This window comes from Arthrobacter sp. 05L417 (genome assembly GCF_056397865.1).
In genome coordinates this window covers 137,327-149,803 of record NZ_JBFTOG010000001.1, presented here as the reverse complement: position 1 = coordinate 149,803, position 12,477 = coordinate 137,327, and the positions used below count along the sequence as shown (strand labels likewise).

The 12,477-nt window shown below is 62.5% G+C and carries 15 protein-coding genes; 7 read left to right on the top strand and 8 right to left on the bottom strand.

The features are described 5' to 3' along the window. Nucleotides 1-21: 21 nt before the first annotated feature. The 4 genes from AC1DJW_RS00665 to AC1DJW_RS00650 form a co-directional block, all read right to left on the bottom strand. Nucleotides 22-876: an amino acid ABC transporter permease gene (locus AC1DJW_RS00665; protein ID WP_284751621.1), complete on the bottom strand. Its 855-nt coding sequence runs from the start codon at nt 874-876 to the stop codon at nt 22-24. After that, complete coding sequence (locus tag AC1DJW_RS00660) at nt 873-1,520, bottom strand: amino acid ABC transporter permease (protein ID WP_284751620.1); 648 nt, start codon at nt 1,518-1,520, stop codon at nt 873-875. The genes AC1DJW_RS00665 and AC1DJW_RS00660 overlap by 4 nt, the downstream gene beginning before the upstream one ends. Nucleotides 1,521-1,582: 62 nt before the next feature. Continuing rightward, a complete protein-coding gene (locus AC1DJW_RS00655; protein WP_284751619.1) occupies nt 1,583-2,482 on the bottom strand; it encodes a glutamate ABC transporter substrate-binding protein in 900 nt (299 codons plus the stop codon). Between the two features lie 50 nt (nt 2,483-2,532). After that, on the bottom strand, nt 2,533-3,288 hold the full coding sequence (locus AC1DJW_RS00650) for an amino acid ABC transporter ATP-binding protein (protein WP_284751618.1): 756 nt from the start codon (nt 3,286-3,288) through the stop codon (nt 2,533-2,535). A gap of 235 nt (nt 3,289-3,523) precedes the next feature. Between AC1DJW_RS00650 and AC1DJW_RS00645 the strand changes: the two genes are divergently transcribed. From AC1DJW_RS00645 to AC1DJW_RS00630, 4 genes are all read left to right on the top strand, one after another. Then, nucleotides 3,524-4,324 carry an LOG family protein gene (locus AC1DJW_RS00645; protein ID WP_284751617.1) on the top strand — a complete coding sequence of 267 codons (801 nt, stop codon included), beginning with the start codon at nt 3,524-3,526 and terminating at the stop codon, nt 4,322-4,324. Between the two features lie 37 nt (nt 4,325-4,361). Then, nucleotides 4,362-4,697 (top strand): DivIVA domain-containing protein, encoded by a 336-nt coding sequence (locus AC1DJW_RS00640; protein WP_390279317.1) that lies wholly within the window; start codon nt 4,362-4,364, stop codon nt 4,695-4,697. 35 nt (nt 4,698-4,732) lie between these two features. After that, on the top strand, nt 4,733-5,977 hold the full coding sequence (locus AC1DJW_RS00635; protein ID WP_476900582.1) for a hypothetical protein: 1,245 nt from the start codon (nt 4,733-4,735) through the stop codon (nt 5,975-5,977). 230 nt (nt 5,978-6,207) lie between these two features. After that, nucleotides 6,208-6,375 carry a DUF3117 domain-containing protein gene (locus tag AC1DJW_RS00630; RefSeq protein ID WP_009357720.1) on the top strand — a complete coding sequence of 56 codons (168 nt, stop codon included), beginning with the start codon at nt 6,208-6,210 and terminating at the stop codon, nt 6,373-6,375. Nucleotides 6,376-6,450: 75 nt separating this feature from the next. Here the strand turns inward: AC1DJW_RS00630 and AC1DJW_RS00625 are convergent, their stop codons facing one another. Beyond that, complete coding sequence (locus AC1DJW_RS00625) at nt 6,451-7,083, bottom strand: O-methyltransferase (protein WP_028264931.1); 633 nt, start codon at nt 7,081-7,083, stop codon at nt 6,451-6,453. 258 nt (nt 7,084-7,341) lie between these two features. Between AC1DJW_RS00625 and sigE the strand changes: the two genes are divergently transcribed. Genes sigE through AC1DJW_RS00610 form a run of 3 tightly spaced genes read left to right on the top strand, consistent with a single transcriptional unit; the run spans nt 7,342 to nt 9,319 of the window. Beyond that, nucleotides 7,342-7,986 carry an RNA polymerase sigma factor SigE gene (gene sigE / locus AC1DJW_RS00620; protein WP_234748318.1) on the top strand — a complete coding sequence of 215 codons (645 nt, stop codon included), beginning with the start codon at nt 7,342-7,344 and terminating at the stop codon, nt 7,984-7,986. Nucleotides 7,987-8,022: 36 nt separating this feature from the next. Continuing rightward, nucleotides 8,023-8,904, top strand: a complete 882-nt coding sequence (locus AC1DJW_RS00615) for a hypothetical protein (protein WP_390279315.1) — start codon at nt 8,023-8,025, stop codon at nt 8,902-8,904. A 31-nt stretch (nt 8,905-8,935) separates the two neighbouring features. Further along, entirely contained in the window at nt 8,936-9,319 is a 384-nt protein-coding gene (locus tag AC1DJW_RS00610) for a twin-arginine translocase TatA/TatE family subunit (RefSeq protein WP_284751614.1), read from the top strand. 3 nt (nt 9,320-9,322) lie between these two features. Here AC1DJW_RS00610 and AC1DJW_RS00605 read toward each other — a convergent pair whose 3' ends face one another. Genes AC1DJW_RS00605 through AC1DJW_RS00595 form a run of 3 tightly spaced genes read right to left on the bottom strand, consistent with a single transcriptional unit; the run spans nt 9,323 to nt 12,439 of the window. Then, nucleotides 9,323-10,450, bottom strand: a complete 1,128-nt coding sequence (locus tag AC1DJW_RS00605) for an Mrp/NBP35 family ATP-binding protein (protein ID WP_390279313.1) — start codon at nt 10,448-10,450, stop codon at nt 9,323-9,325. An 11-nt stretch (nt 10,451-10,461) separates the two neighbouring features. After that, the gene (locus AC1DJW_RS00600; RefSeq protein WP_476900581.1) at nt 10,462-11,106 is read right to left on the bottom strand and encodes a DUF1003 domain-containing protein; all 645 of its coding nucleotides are present in this window, start codon (nt 11,104-11,106) and stop codon (nt 10,462-10,464) included. A gap of 49 nt (nt 11,107-11,155) precedes the next feature. Further along, on the bottom strand, nt 11,156-12,439 hold the full coding sequence (locus AC1DJW_RS00595; protein ID WP_236812034.1) for a magnesium transporter MgtE N-terminal domain-containing protein: 1,284 nt from the start codon (nt 12,437-12,439) through the stop codon (nt 11,156-11,158). Nucleotides 12,440-12,477: the final 38 nt, after the last annotated feature.

The window sequence follows — 12,477 nt, the reverse complement described above, 5'->3', positions numbered from 1 at the left end:
GCGTTTACGGCGTTCTTGTGCCTAGCCCTCGATTGCCACAATCTCCGACTTGGTCACCTTCACCACTTTGACGTTGCGGCGCATCCGGCCTTCAAGCCACTTGGCGATTCCGGCCAGGATCAGGCACATTCCGACGTACAGAACGCCCGCGATGATCGCGGAAGGAATGATCGGCGAACCGTACTGGGCCTGGCTTCCGAAGTACTTGGCCTGGAAGAGGATCTCGTTGTAAGTCACGATGAATCCCAATGCGGTGTCCTTGAGGATGACCACGAGCTGGGAAATGATCACCGGGAGCATCGAGCGGACCGCCTGTGGCAACAGGATGTTTGTCATGACCGCGCTCTTCGGCAAGCCGATGGCATAGCCGGCCTCGCTTTGTCCGCGGGGGAGCGATTCGATGCCGGCCCGGAAGACTTCAGCCAGCACAGATCCGTTGTAGAGGACCAGGCCCGCAACGACTGCCGTGAAAGGCGTGATCCCCTGAACGCCGAGCGGAGGGAGCCCGTAGTAGAAGATCATCATGAGGATCAGCAGCGGAATGGCGCGGAAGAGTTCCGTGAATCCATAGCAGGGCAAGCTGATCCACTTACGGTCGGAGAGCCTGCCGAAGGCCAGGAAGACACCCAGCACCAGGCTGAGCACGGCTGCCGTGGCAAAAGCCGAAAGCGTGGCACCCACCGATTGGATGATGGTCTGCTGAACCAGGGGGAAGGTGAACAACTGCCACTTCTTCGCGTCGAACTGCCCGCTTTGGGCGAAGCGAAGGACGATGAATCCGACGATGGCGATAATGACCAGGGCGGTCACGACGCCGAGAATCCGGTAGCGTGCGCGGGCCTTTGGCCCCGGAGCGTCAAAAAGGACCGAGCTCATCGGGCCACCTTCCATTTCTTTTCAAGCTTCCGCTGGACAAAGGAAAGAATGAAAACGAGCAGAACGAAGATGAGTGCGACCCAAAGCAGCCCGGCCATGGCGGGCTCACCGCGCTCAGAAAGATTCGATCGGATGGCTCCTGCTTCTGCGACTGAGAAGCCCGCCGCCACGGTGGTGTTCTTGAGCAGTGCAATGAACACGCTGAACATGGGCGGGATGACGGCGCGGAAAGCCTGCGGGAGGATCACCAGCGTAAGAGTTTGCGTGAACGGCAGGCCGATGGCGCGCGCAGCTTCGGCTTGGCCGACAGGGACTGTATTGATACCGGAGCGGACGGCCTCCGCCACATAAGTCGCGGTGTACAGGCTGAGGCCGACGGTTGCGGCGGTCATGAAATCAATTTCAACGAGGCCGAGCTTCGGGTAGCCCAAGGCAAAAAAGAACAGAACCAACGTCAACGGAGTGTTGCGCACGACGTTGATGTACAAGGTGGCTGCAGCGCGCATCGCAGGAATGGGGGAAACACGCAGCGTTGCCACGATGGTGCCCAGGATCAGGGCGAAGATCCCGGCGAAAAAGAAAAGTATGAGGGTGTTCCGGAACCCCGTAATGAAGAGGTCCGAGTTATTCAGCAGCGTATTCACAGAATGGTCGCTTTCAGCCGATATTTGAGGGGGCGGCCAATGGCCGCCCCCTCAACATGGGTTTAGTAGTTGTCCACTGCGGGCTGGGTGACCTTGGTGCCGGACTGTCCCAGCGTGGAGTCGTAGATCTTCTGCCACACCGAGCCGCCATCGGTGAACATCTTGTTGACGAACTTGCGGAAGGCGGTGTCGCCCTTCTTCAAGCCGACGCCGTACTTCTCAACGGTGAACGGTTGGCCGACCACCTTGAGGTTGTCGGCGTCCTGGGAGGCGTAGCCGATCAGGATTGCCTGGTCGGTAGTCACGGCATCGACCTGGCCGCTCTTGAGGGCCTCGACGCACTGCGAGTACGTGTCGAACTCGGTGGTCTTGGTGCCGGGGAAGTTTGCCTTGATGTTCTGGATGGGGGTTGAGCCGGTGGCTGAACAGACGTTCTTCCCGGACAGGTCCTTCTCACTATTGATTGAGGTGTTGCTCTTCTTGACCAGCAAGCCCTGGCCAGTCACGAAGTAGGGTCCGGCAAAGTCGACCAGCTGCTTGCGCTTGTCGGTGATGGAGTATGTCCCCACGTAGTAGTCGATGTCGCCGTTGGTAATGGCGGACTCGCGGTTGGCCGAAGGGATTGGCTTGAATTCGATCTTGTCCTTGGAGAATCCGAGGGATGCCGCAATCCACTGGGCAACCTGAATATCAAAACCGCTGTACTCGCCGGTCGCGGCATCCTTGAATCCCAGTCCGGGCTGGTCCTGCTTGACGCCGATCGTGACCTTTCCGTTCGACTTGATCTTGTCGAACGTGGGGCTGCCCGTGATGGACACGTTCTGGGCCACCGTGAACGGTGCAGACTCGCTGCTTGGCGCGGTGGTGGAACCCCCGCCGCCACCGCATGCGCTCAGCGAAAGGGCGAGCGCCGCGCTTGCAGCGACCAGGAGGGTTTTCCTCCGGGTGATAAAAGCCTTCATGATATTCCTTTCATTGTGCGGCCACCCCCGCGGCCTGGGTGCGGTGAGTGCTAGTGAGTCAGGAGTTTGGAGAGGAAATCCTTGGCGCGGTTGCTCTGGGGATTGGTGAAGAATTCCTCTGGCTTGGCGTCTTCCACGATCTGGCCGTCGGCCATGAAGACAACGCGGTCGGCGGCTTTGCGCGCAAAGCCCATCTCGTGGGTGACCACGATCATGGTCATGCCTTCCTTGGCCAACTGGACCATGACATCCAGGACCTCGTTGATCATTTCCGGATCAAGTGCCGAGGTCGGCTCGTCGAACAGCATGACCTTCGGCTTCATGGCCAGCGCCCGGGCAATTGCCACGCGCTGTTGTTGTCCGCCGGACAGCTGCGCAGGCATCTTAGGTGCCTGCTGCCCGACGCCAACCCGCTCCAACAACGCCATGGCGTCCTTGTCCGCGGTTGCTTTGTCCAGTTTCTTGACCTTGATCGGCCCCAGGGTGACGTTTTCGAGAATCGTCTTGTGGGCGAACAGGTTGAAGGATTGGAAGACCATCCCGACGTCGGCCCGGAGGAGGGCAAGTTCCTTGCCTTCTTCGGGCAGCTTCTTGCCGTCGATGGAGATCTCACCCGTGTCGATGGTCTCCAAGCGGTTGATGGCCCGGCACAGCGTGGACTTGCCCGAGCCCGACGGCCCGATGACAACCACAACCTCACCCTTTTTGACCTGGAGGTTGATGTCCTTCAGGACATGCAGTTGACCATAGTGCTTGTTGACGCCATTCAGGGAGACGAGGGCATCGCTGGCGGCTTGAATAGTCATGGGACGAATCTAGCGAAGAATTGATTCAAGATGAGCCAGCTCACAATAACTTCCGCAGATCGTGATTCAACAGATACCTGTCTTGCAGGTATTTGACAGTGAATGGTGCGCGGGACAAACAACACCGCAAACTACAGGGCCACGCTGGAACGGCAGCAGCCGCCATCCGCGCTAGCCTAGGTCAATGAGTACCAGCCAGCCCCAAGTTCCTAGTCCAGACGCCAATGGCAAGGCGATGAGCAACGGATCCGCAGCGTCAGCTCCGGCCGTTGCCCCGGAGCCGCCAGCCAAGCACAAAGGACCCTTGGAGCTTCGGCGCAAACAGGCTGCCATGCCGATGTCGGACCAGCGACTCCTGGACACGAGGGGAGCCGACCACTTCATCCACACCGACCCGTGGCGGGTCCTGCGGATCCAGAGTGAATTCGTTGAAGGCTTCGGCGCGCTTGCTGAGCTCGGTCCCGCTGTCAGTGTCTTTGGTTCCGCCCGCACCAAGCCGGGCACCGGCTATTACGACATGGGCGTGCAGGTCGGCCGCCACCTCGCGGAAGCCGGGGTCGCCGTCATTACCGGCGGTGGCCCGGGATCCATGGAAGCGGCCAACCGGGGCGCTGTTGAGGGCAACGGCGTTTCCGTCGGGCTGGGAATCGAACTGCCCTTTGAACAAGGCCTCAACCGGTGGGTGGACCTTGGCATCAACTTCAGGTACTTCTTCGCCCGCAAGACCATGTTCGTCAAGTACGCCCAAGGGTTCATCGTCCTGCCGGGCGGCCTGGGGACCCTGGACGAACTGTTTGAAGCCATGGTTCTGGTGCAGACCCGCAAGGTGACATCGTTCCCCATCGTTCTCCTGGGGGTCGACTTCTGGAGCCCGATGATCGAATGGATCAAGGGGACCCTGGTGGCCGAAGGCATGGTCTCCGCAAAGGACCTGGACCTGATCCAGCTTGTGGACGATCCCGCGGACGCCGTGCACCGGGTCCTGCACGGAATCCCGCGGCCACCTTCGACCAACGGAGACCAGCGCCCGGAGTAGCGTTGCCGGCGCTGAGCTCCCAGCTGAGTCTGGCACGATGGTTGTTGTGAGCTTTTTTCTGGTCTTTCTCGCGATTGTCATCATCGGTGCCGTGTTGTTCCTCGGCGCCGGAATGGCCAAATCGAGCCGCGACTCCGGCGCCGGGTTGGATGAACCTGTCCCGAACCTGCCTCCGGTTCTGCTACCGGCCGGAGCAAAGGCGTCCGACGTCGACCGGGTGCGGTTTGCCCTTGGCCTGCGGGGCTACCGGATGGACCAAGTGGACGAGGTGCTCGATGAGCTGAGGGATCAGCTGACCTCCCAGGAGAGGGAAATCGAACGGCTGAAACTGGCCCTTGAAGCAGCCGGGAACCAGGAAGAACCAAAAGAGTGACCCAGTCAGTCGAAGCGCGGTCCCCAAAGGGGTACCTGGCCCGAAGACTGCGCCGCCTCGGGGCCCATGCCGCGAGCTGGCCGTGGTGGCTCCAAGTGGCCCTCGTCTACATCGCCTCGAGACTTGTCAGCGCTTGTATCTTCATGGCCGCAGCGTTGCAGCAAGGCGTCAATCCGTGGTTCCCGCCCGCACCCGACTACTGGAACTTCATCACCATCTGGGATGGGCGCTGGTACGCCGAAGCCGCAAACAACGGTTATCCGTCTGTTTTGCCGGTCAATGCGAACGGCGGCGTCGCGGAAAATTCCTGGGCGTTCTATCCGCTGTTTCCCTACCTTGCCAGGGCCCTCGGCGCCCTCACCGGACTGGCGACGCTGCCCGCGCTGACGGTCGTCGCCATGGTGGCCGGGCTCGGAGCGGCCCTGGTGGTCTACAAACTGTTCCGCGAATACGCCGGGCGAACCACGGCACTGTGGGCACTGACCTTCTTCTCGATGTTCCCCGTCTCGGCCATCCTGCAGGTCCCCTACGCGGAATCCCTCAATACCCTGCTCCTGGCGGCTTCCCTCCTGCTGATCGTGCGTCGCAAGTACCTCGGGGCGATACCGGTGGTCTTGCTCATGTGCCTGTCGCGGCCCACCGGCGTGCCCTTCGCGGCCATGGCGGGCCTGCTCCTGCTCCACCACTTGTGGAAGAGGTTCGGGCGCCGCCCATCAGTGCCAGGCGACGCGCCAGCCGGCGTGCCCGCAGCCCGGTCCATTCCGACGCTCCGGGAACTTGGATCGCTGGCCGCGCTCGTAGTGGTCAGCGTGGCTGGGGCTTTCGCTTGGCCGGCCATTGCCTGGGCAGTCACGGGGGATCCGCTCGCCTACACCAAGACCGAAACTGTCTGGCGCGGGGACGACCTCGTTCCGTTCAAGCCGTGGTTCGAGACTGGTCAAATGCTCTTCGGGCCGGTACTCGGCATCCTTGCGCCGTTCGTCTTCGTGGCCCTCTTTGCCCTGCTGATGTTGAGCAAACCTGTCCGGGCCCTGGGCACCGAACTGAGACTGTGGTGCACGTGCTACATGGGGTATCTTCTCGTCTTCCTGCACCCCCAGACGAGTACATTCCGGATGCTCTTGCCATTGTTCCCCTTGGCGCTCAGCACGGCCTGGTTGTCCCGTTCGAAGGCCTACCGGGGCACTGTGGTGGTCATGTTCTTCCTCCTCCAGATCGTATGGATCGTCTGGCTGTGGGCGTGGGCGCAGTTGCCGGGCGGCGGCGACTATCCTCCGTGAGGCACCGCGTCGTTTCGCCTGTTCAAGCGCGATCACGGCCCGCCGGGAAAAGTCCATCAATTAGCTACGGGCGGGTAATTACGAGATAATGGACACAAGCAAGGACAAAGGCACTCTCGGGTGCCCGGCGACGACGACTGAACTGCCATGACTGTCGACGCCGTATATTCCACGCGGAGCCAACCCGGCCGGGTTGGCGGGATTTGGGACAACTGGAGGGGATTTTCCTAATGGCGGCTATGAAACCACGTACTGGCGACGGCCCTATGGAAGTAACCAAAGAGGGCCGCAGCCTGATCATGCGTGTGCCGCTCGAAGGCGGAGGACGGCTGGTGGTCGAGCTCAACGCAGCAGAGGCGGCGAACCTCAAGGAATGCCTCGTAGGCGTTACCGAATAGATTCACTGGGCAGGGCCCGGCAGAAGAGCCGGCGCCCTGCTTTCATGTTTAAGCCTGAAAGCGAATGGTGGCCGCTTACTTCTTGACCGCTACCAGCAAGCCGTCGCCGGTGGGAAGCATCGCCGAGGAGAGCCGTTCGTCGTCGCGGATGGCCTTGCCGATCTGGCGCAACACGACGGTGGTGCTGTCCCTGGCAGCCGGATTGGAAACCTTGTCCTTGTCCAGGGCGTCATTGATGACGAGTGTCCCGCCCGACTTGAGCAACCGGATGGCTTGCTCGACGTAGCCGGGAAAGTTGGGTTTGTCGGCGTCGATGAACACGAGGTCGTACGCGGAGTCGGTGAGGCGCGGCAGGACGTCGGCCGCGCGGCCGGAGATGGTCCGGGTGCGGTTCGCCGGACTGCCGGACTCCAGGAAGGCCTCGCGGGCGGCCTTGAGGTGCTCGACGTCGACGTCGATAGTGGTCAGGACAGCCTGCGGGCTGAGGCCCCGCAGCAGGCAGACGCCGGAGACACCTGCCCCGGATCCGACCTCTACAACCGTCTGGGCCTTCGACGCCGCGGCCAGCACCGTCAGGACGGCGCCAACGCCGGGGCTCACGGGAGTAACGCCCAGCTCGAAGGAACGTTCACGGGCGCGAAGCAACACGTCGTCCTCGGCAGGCAGATCTTCTGCATAGGACCAGCTGGTTGACTTGTCGGCACTCATGGGGGTTCGCTTTCCAGGCAGAGGGGTATTGCTTACAGACTACTGGCTACGGGCCGCCCAGCCCGGACGCCTGTGGCGCGCAATTCTGTGTCTTCCAGGTGTCTTCCCCATGATGTTCGCTCTGCGGGAAAAGTGTGACTGCGATCAGCAAAATCTCAGGCAACACTGGGATGATGTATATCCAGCCATCCAAGTGACGGCCGGCAACGAACTCCTGAGTGACCGGCAGGATGACAAACAGTTTGAGGGGAGCGGACGATGCGGGCATCAAGTGCTGCGCCAGTCCAGACAACGGCAGCAGTCCTGGGTTCCACCGATACGGCCCCGCCGGCCGAAGAATGGGTCAGGCCAAGCTGGGAGGAAGTGGTGGAGAACCACTCCGCCAAGGTCTTCCGCCTTGCCTATCGGCTCACTGGAAACAAGTTCGACGCCGAGGACCTCACCCAGGAAGTCTTCGTCAGGGTCTTCCGTTCGCTCGAAAACTTCAAGCCAGGCACACTCGACGGCTGGCTGCACCGCATCACCACCAACCTCTTCCTTGACCAGGCGCGCCGGAAGAGCCGTATACGCTTCGACGCCTTGGCCGAGGACGCCGAATCCCGCCTGCCGGGGCATGAACCCGGTCCGGAGCAGAGCTTCGAGCTGAACAACCTCGATCTCGACGTCCAGCGCGCCCTGGAAGAACTCCCCCCGGACTTTCGCGCCGCCGTCGTGCTTTGCGACCTTGAAGGCCTCTCCTATGACGAAGTTGCCGAAGCGCTCGACGTGAAACTGGGGACCGTCAGGTCCCGCATCCACCGCGGACGGACAATGCTCCGCGAAAAGCTCGCCCACCGGGATCCGCGTCCGGTCCAAGCCCGCAAACCGCGGCTCAAGATGCCGCGCATCGCCGGTCTCCTTTAGTCGCCGATGGGTCTGCTGAAAGGACGACGCGGTGGTTTGGCCCGGGGAACTATCCGGCACAGCCGCGCCCCCGGCCATCTGCAGAAGTGCTCTGAATGCCACGCCGCGGTCCTGCGGGAACGCCAGTACCTCGAACGGCTTCGCCGCGCCGCCGTCCCTGAGGCCAGCCAGGATTTCACCAACAGGCTGATTGAGCACACGCAGCGGTTGGCGCAATCCGATTTTCCTGAGCGCCCTGCGCCTCAGCGAAGCGTGTGGCACGGTGTCCGGCTTGCCAGTGCCGCCGCCGGCGGACTCGCCGTCAGCGCCGGAATCCTCGCGGTTGCAGCCTACGCGCTCGGCGGTGAAGTTGCGCCACAGGCGTCTAACCGGGGAGAGCAGGAAGTCCGGACCTTGGTCAGTTCAACCGTGCCCGGAAACTCCGGCGAGCAGCTGCCCATGACAGGGTCGCAGTTGAGCCTGCCGGTCAGCGTAGCCGGAACGGTGAGCCTGAGCGAGCAGCAGTTGTCCGAGCTGCGGAAAGACGGCTGGGCATGTCCCGAAATGGCAAGCATGGGATACCACGTGGTTTCCGCCCGGGCCTTGATGCAGGACGGGCACCCCGCCGTTGAGCTGCACCTCAGCGACGGTGACCACCACGCCACCATGGTGGAGCAGCACTTGGAGGGCAGCAGCACTTCGGGAACCCAGCTGTCCATCACCCAGGGGGCCCCGTGGCAAGCCGTCTACTCCTCGCCCGTGGCCGTGCTGCGTTATTCCTCCGACATGCCTGCGAACCAGGCTGCGGGAGCCGTTCCGGAGCTCGTGAAGGCCGGCGACTCGCTGATGGTTGCCCGGCCCGCCGAAAACAGTGCAGAGACCTGGAACGAACGCTTGCAACGGGGACTCCACGCCCTGGCCGGCCTCGCGGGTTTCTGAGCGCACCAACAGACAAGGTAATCTTCGATACGTGTTTGGAATCAATGGCTCGGAGTTTCTCATCCTGCTGATCATCGGCGTCATCGTGATCGGTCCCAGCCGTTTGCCTGAATACACGCGGAAGTTGACGAATCTGGTCAAGGAACTGCGGCGCATGGCGTCCGGTGCCCGTGAGCAGATCAAGGAAGAAGTCGGCATCGACATCGATGAAGTCGACTGGAAGAAGTATGACCCGCGCCAGTACGATCCGCGCCGCATCATCAAGGAAGCGCTGCTCGACGACGACACGAAGCCTGTCAGCGACGGTGCGCCCGCCGCTGTAGCAGCCGTGGACGCCGCGCCGAAAGTTCCCGAGCGGGTTGTTGAACGGCTTTCCGTCGGTGAGAAAGCGCCCTTCGACGCTGAGGCCACCTAGAAGCTATTTCGGCTGGATCCCTAGGGACATACCAGCCAGGCCGCGAGGCTTGGCGTTGAGCTTGCCCGCGATGGCCTGAAGTGCCTGTGCGGCGGCCGTCTCCGGAGCCGTCAACACCACGGGGAGGCCTGCGTCTCCGCCTTCGCGCAGACGGATGTCCAAGGGGATTTGTCCCAACAGCGGAACGTCGGTTCCGACGGCGGTGCTCAGCCGCTCAGCCAGCACCTGCCCGCCGCCGCTTCCGAACAACTCCATCCTGCCGCCGTCGGGCAGTTCCAGGAAGGACATGTTCTCCACGACTCCGGCAAGCTTCTGGCCCGTCTGAGTAGCGATGGTTCCGGCGCGCTCGGCAACATCCGCTGCCGCGGCCTGCGGGGTGGTGACCACGAGGATTTCGGCGTTGGGAAGCAACTGCGCCACCGAGATGGCGATGTCGCCCGTGCCGGGCGGAAGATCCAGGAACAGGGCATCCAGATCGCCGAAATAGACATCCGTGAGGAATTGTTCCAGGGCGCGGTGCAGCATGGGCCCGCGCCAGGCCACTGCCTTGTTCCCGGAAACGAACATGCCAATGGAGATCACCTTCACGCCGAAGGCCACGGGCGGGAGGATCATGTCGTCCACCCGTGTGGGCTGCTGCGTGATTCCCATGAGCGCCGGGACGGAGAAACCGTGGACATCGGCGTCGACGATTCCGACGCGCAGCCCTTGTGCCGCAAGGGCACACGCAAGGTTGACCGTCACCGAGGACTTGCCTACACCGCCCTTGCCGCTGGCTACGGCGAAGACCTTCGTCAGGGAGCCCGGTTCGTTGAAGGGGATTCCGCGTTGCCCGCCTGCGCCTCGCAGACGTTCTTTGAGGGCATCGCGTTGCGCTTGCGTCATGACCTTGAGTTCGACCTCGACGCCGGTCACGCCCGGAACCCGCGTAAGGGCGGCAGTGGCGTCGGTCGTGATGGTTTCCCGCAAGGGGCAGCCGGCGATGGTCAGCAGCACCGCAACCCGGACGGTTCCGTCCGGACTGGCCTCGACCGAATCCAGCATCCCCAATTCCGTGATGGGACGGCGGAGTTCGGGATCGATGACGGTTGCCAAGGCAGCGTTGAGGGCCTCGACGGATGGAGTGCTCATGGGGTGGGTGTTCAGCTTTCGGGCTGGTTGGGAGGACCCGGGTTCCGCGCCGGCGCCGTGCCGACGGCCGAGAGGTCGGGTTCGGATTGGTCAGCGCTGGAATGCGCCGGATGGATCTTGGGGATCTGCTGGGTGGGGGGATTGCGCTGTTTGTTGCGCTTGTCTTTGATTTTGTCCTTGGCTTTCTCGCCGTTATTGGAGCCGCCGGAATTGTTCGGACCCAACTCTTCCTGGGCTTCCAGCAGATCTGACAGCAGCGAGCGGAGTTCGGCACGCACGTAATCCCTGGTAGCGACCTCGCGCAAGGCGATGCGGAGGGCCGCGACCTCACGGGTCAGGTATTCGGTGTCAGCCAGATTGCGCTCGTCACGGGCGCGGTCCTGCTCGATTGTCACGCGGTCTCTGTCGTCCTGGCGGTTCTGGGCCAACAGGATCAAGGGCGCGGCGTACGAGGCCTGTGTGGAGAAGAAGAGATTGAGGAGGATGAACGGGTAGGGATCCCATTGGAAGCCGAACAAGCCAATGACGTTGAACGCGATCCAGACGATCACGAAGATCGTCATGTAGAACAGGAAATTCGCCGTCCCCATGTAGCGGGCGAAGCGTTCGGCAAACCGGCCGAAGGCATCGGGATCGCTGCCGAAATTCGGCAGCATGCGGGAACGCAGCTCGAGCGGGGTGTCCAGTCCTCCGCTGGTGGGCTTCTCAGCCAATTCGGCCTCCTAGTTTCCTGATCGGGGCTCCGTCTTCGTGGGTTCGCCAGTCGTCCGGGAGCAAATGGTCTAAGAGGTCATCAACAGTCACCGCCCCTACGAGGCGGCCGGCGCTATTTACGACCGGGAGGGAGTTGAGGTTGTAGGAGGCCATGGTGTGGCTGACCTCGCTGACGCTGGCGTGATCGGAAACCGGCTCCAGGTTCTTGTCCACGATGCTGCCGAGCTGTTCGGGCGGGGCGCTGCGGAGCAATTGCTGGATATGCACGACGCCGAGGAAGCGCCCCGTGGGGGTCTCCAACGGCGGGCGGCAGATGAAGATGGCCGAGGCCAGGGCGGGGGAAAGCTCTTCGCTGCGCACATGGGCCAGCGCTTCAGCGACCGTGGCTTCCGGGGGCAGGATAACGGGAACCGGGGTCATGAGGCCGCCGGCAGTGTCTTCGTCGTACTGCAGGAGCCTGCGGACGTCGTCGGCCTCGTCGGGCTCCATCAGGAGCAGGAGTTCCTCGGCCTTCGCGGAAGGCAGGTCCGCCAACAGGTCGGCGGCGTCGTCCGGGTCCATTTCTTCCAGCACGTCGGCTGCACGTTCGTTGTCCAAAGCGGACAACAGGGTGACTTGGTCTTCTTCGGGCAATTCCTGGAGCACATCGGCGAGGCGTTCGTCCTGCAGCTCGCTGGCCACTTCGATCCGTCGCTTGTCCGACATTTCCTGGAGTGCATCGGCAAAGTCGGCCGGTTTGAGGTCCTCGTGAGTAGCAACGAAGTGGCTTGCACCCTGGGGATCGTTCTCGGAGCCCTGCAGCGTGTCCGCCCAGTCCACAAGGAGGGTATGACCGCGGCGCAACCCCCGGAGCCTGGAGGTGGACGTGCCGCGTCGAATGAAAAGTTTGGAGACCAGCCAGTCACCGTTGCGCTGCTGGTCCATGGCGATGTCTTCGATGATGGCGTCGCCGCTGCCGTCTTTAAGGGTCACCTTGCGGTCAAAGAGCTCGCCGACCACCAGTTGCTCGGCGCCGCGTTGCTGGAAGCGGCGCAGATTGACCAGCCCGGTGCAGATGATCTGGCTCTGGTCCATGGACGTCAGCCTCGTCATGGGAACGAAGACGCGCTTCTTGCCCGGAACTTCGACGACGATACCCACTGCGTGCGGGGCCCCGCGCAGGCCGCGCGAGAGCACCACGACATCGCGCAGCCGGCCCAGGCGATCGCCCAGGGGGTCGAAAACGTCGAGGCCGAGCAAGCGCGCAACAAAGATGCGTGACGGATTTGTGCTCACCCTTACAGGCTACCGAGTCTGCTCTCTTTTAGCTGAAT

Bases quoted from the DNA above. Each gene is read 5' to 3' on its own strand.
- AC1DJW_RS00600 (WP_476900581.1), bottom strand. From the start codon at position 11,106: ATGCTGCCGAATTTCGGCAGCGATCCCGATGCCTTCGGCCGGTTTGCC.
- AC1DJW_RS00655 (WP_284751619.1), bottom strand. From the start codon at position 2,482: ATGAAGGCTTTTATCACCCGGAGGAAAACCCTCCTGGTCGCTGCAAGC.
- AC1DJW_RS00605 (WP_390279313.1), bottom strand. From the start codon at position 10,450: ATGAGCACTCCATCCGTCGAGGCCCTCAACGCTGCCTTGGCAACCGTC.
- AC1DJW_RS00650 (WP_284751618.1), bottom strand. From the start codon at position 3,288: ATGACTATTCAAGCCGCCAGCGATGCCCTCGTCTCCCTGAATGGCGTC.
- AC1DJW_RS00645 (WP_284751617.1), top strand. From the start codon at position 3,524: ATGAGCAACGGATCCGCAGCGTCAGCTCCGGCCGTTGCCCCGGAGCCG.
- AC1DJW_RS00640 (WP_390279317.1), top strand. From the start codon at position 4,362: ATGGTTGTTGTGAGCTTTTTTCTGGTCTTTCTCGCGATTGTCATCATC.
- AC1DJW_RS00630 (WP_009357720.1), top strand. From the start codon at position 6,208: ATGGCGGCTATGAAACCACGTACTGGCGACGGCCCTATGGAAGTAACC.
- sigE (WP_234748318.1), top strand. From the start codon at position 7,342: ATGCGGGCATCAAGTGCTGCGCCAGTCCAGACAACGGCAGCAGTCCTG.
- AC1DJW_RS00665 (WP_284751621.1), bottom strand. From the start codon at position 876: ATGAGCTCGGTCCTTTTTGACGCTCCGGGGCCAAAGGCCCGCGCACGC.
- AC1DJW_RS00625 (WP_028264931.1), bottom strand. From the start codon at position 7,083: ATGAGTGCCGACAAGTCAACCAGCTGGTCCTATGCAGAAGATCTGCCT.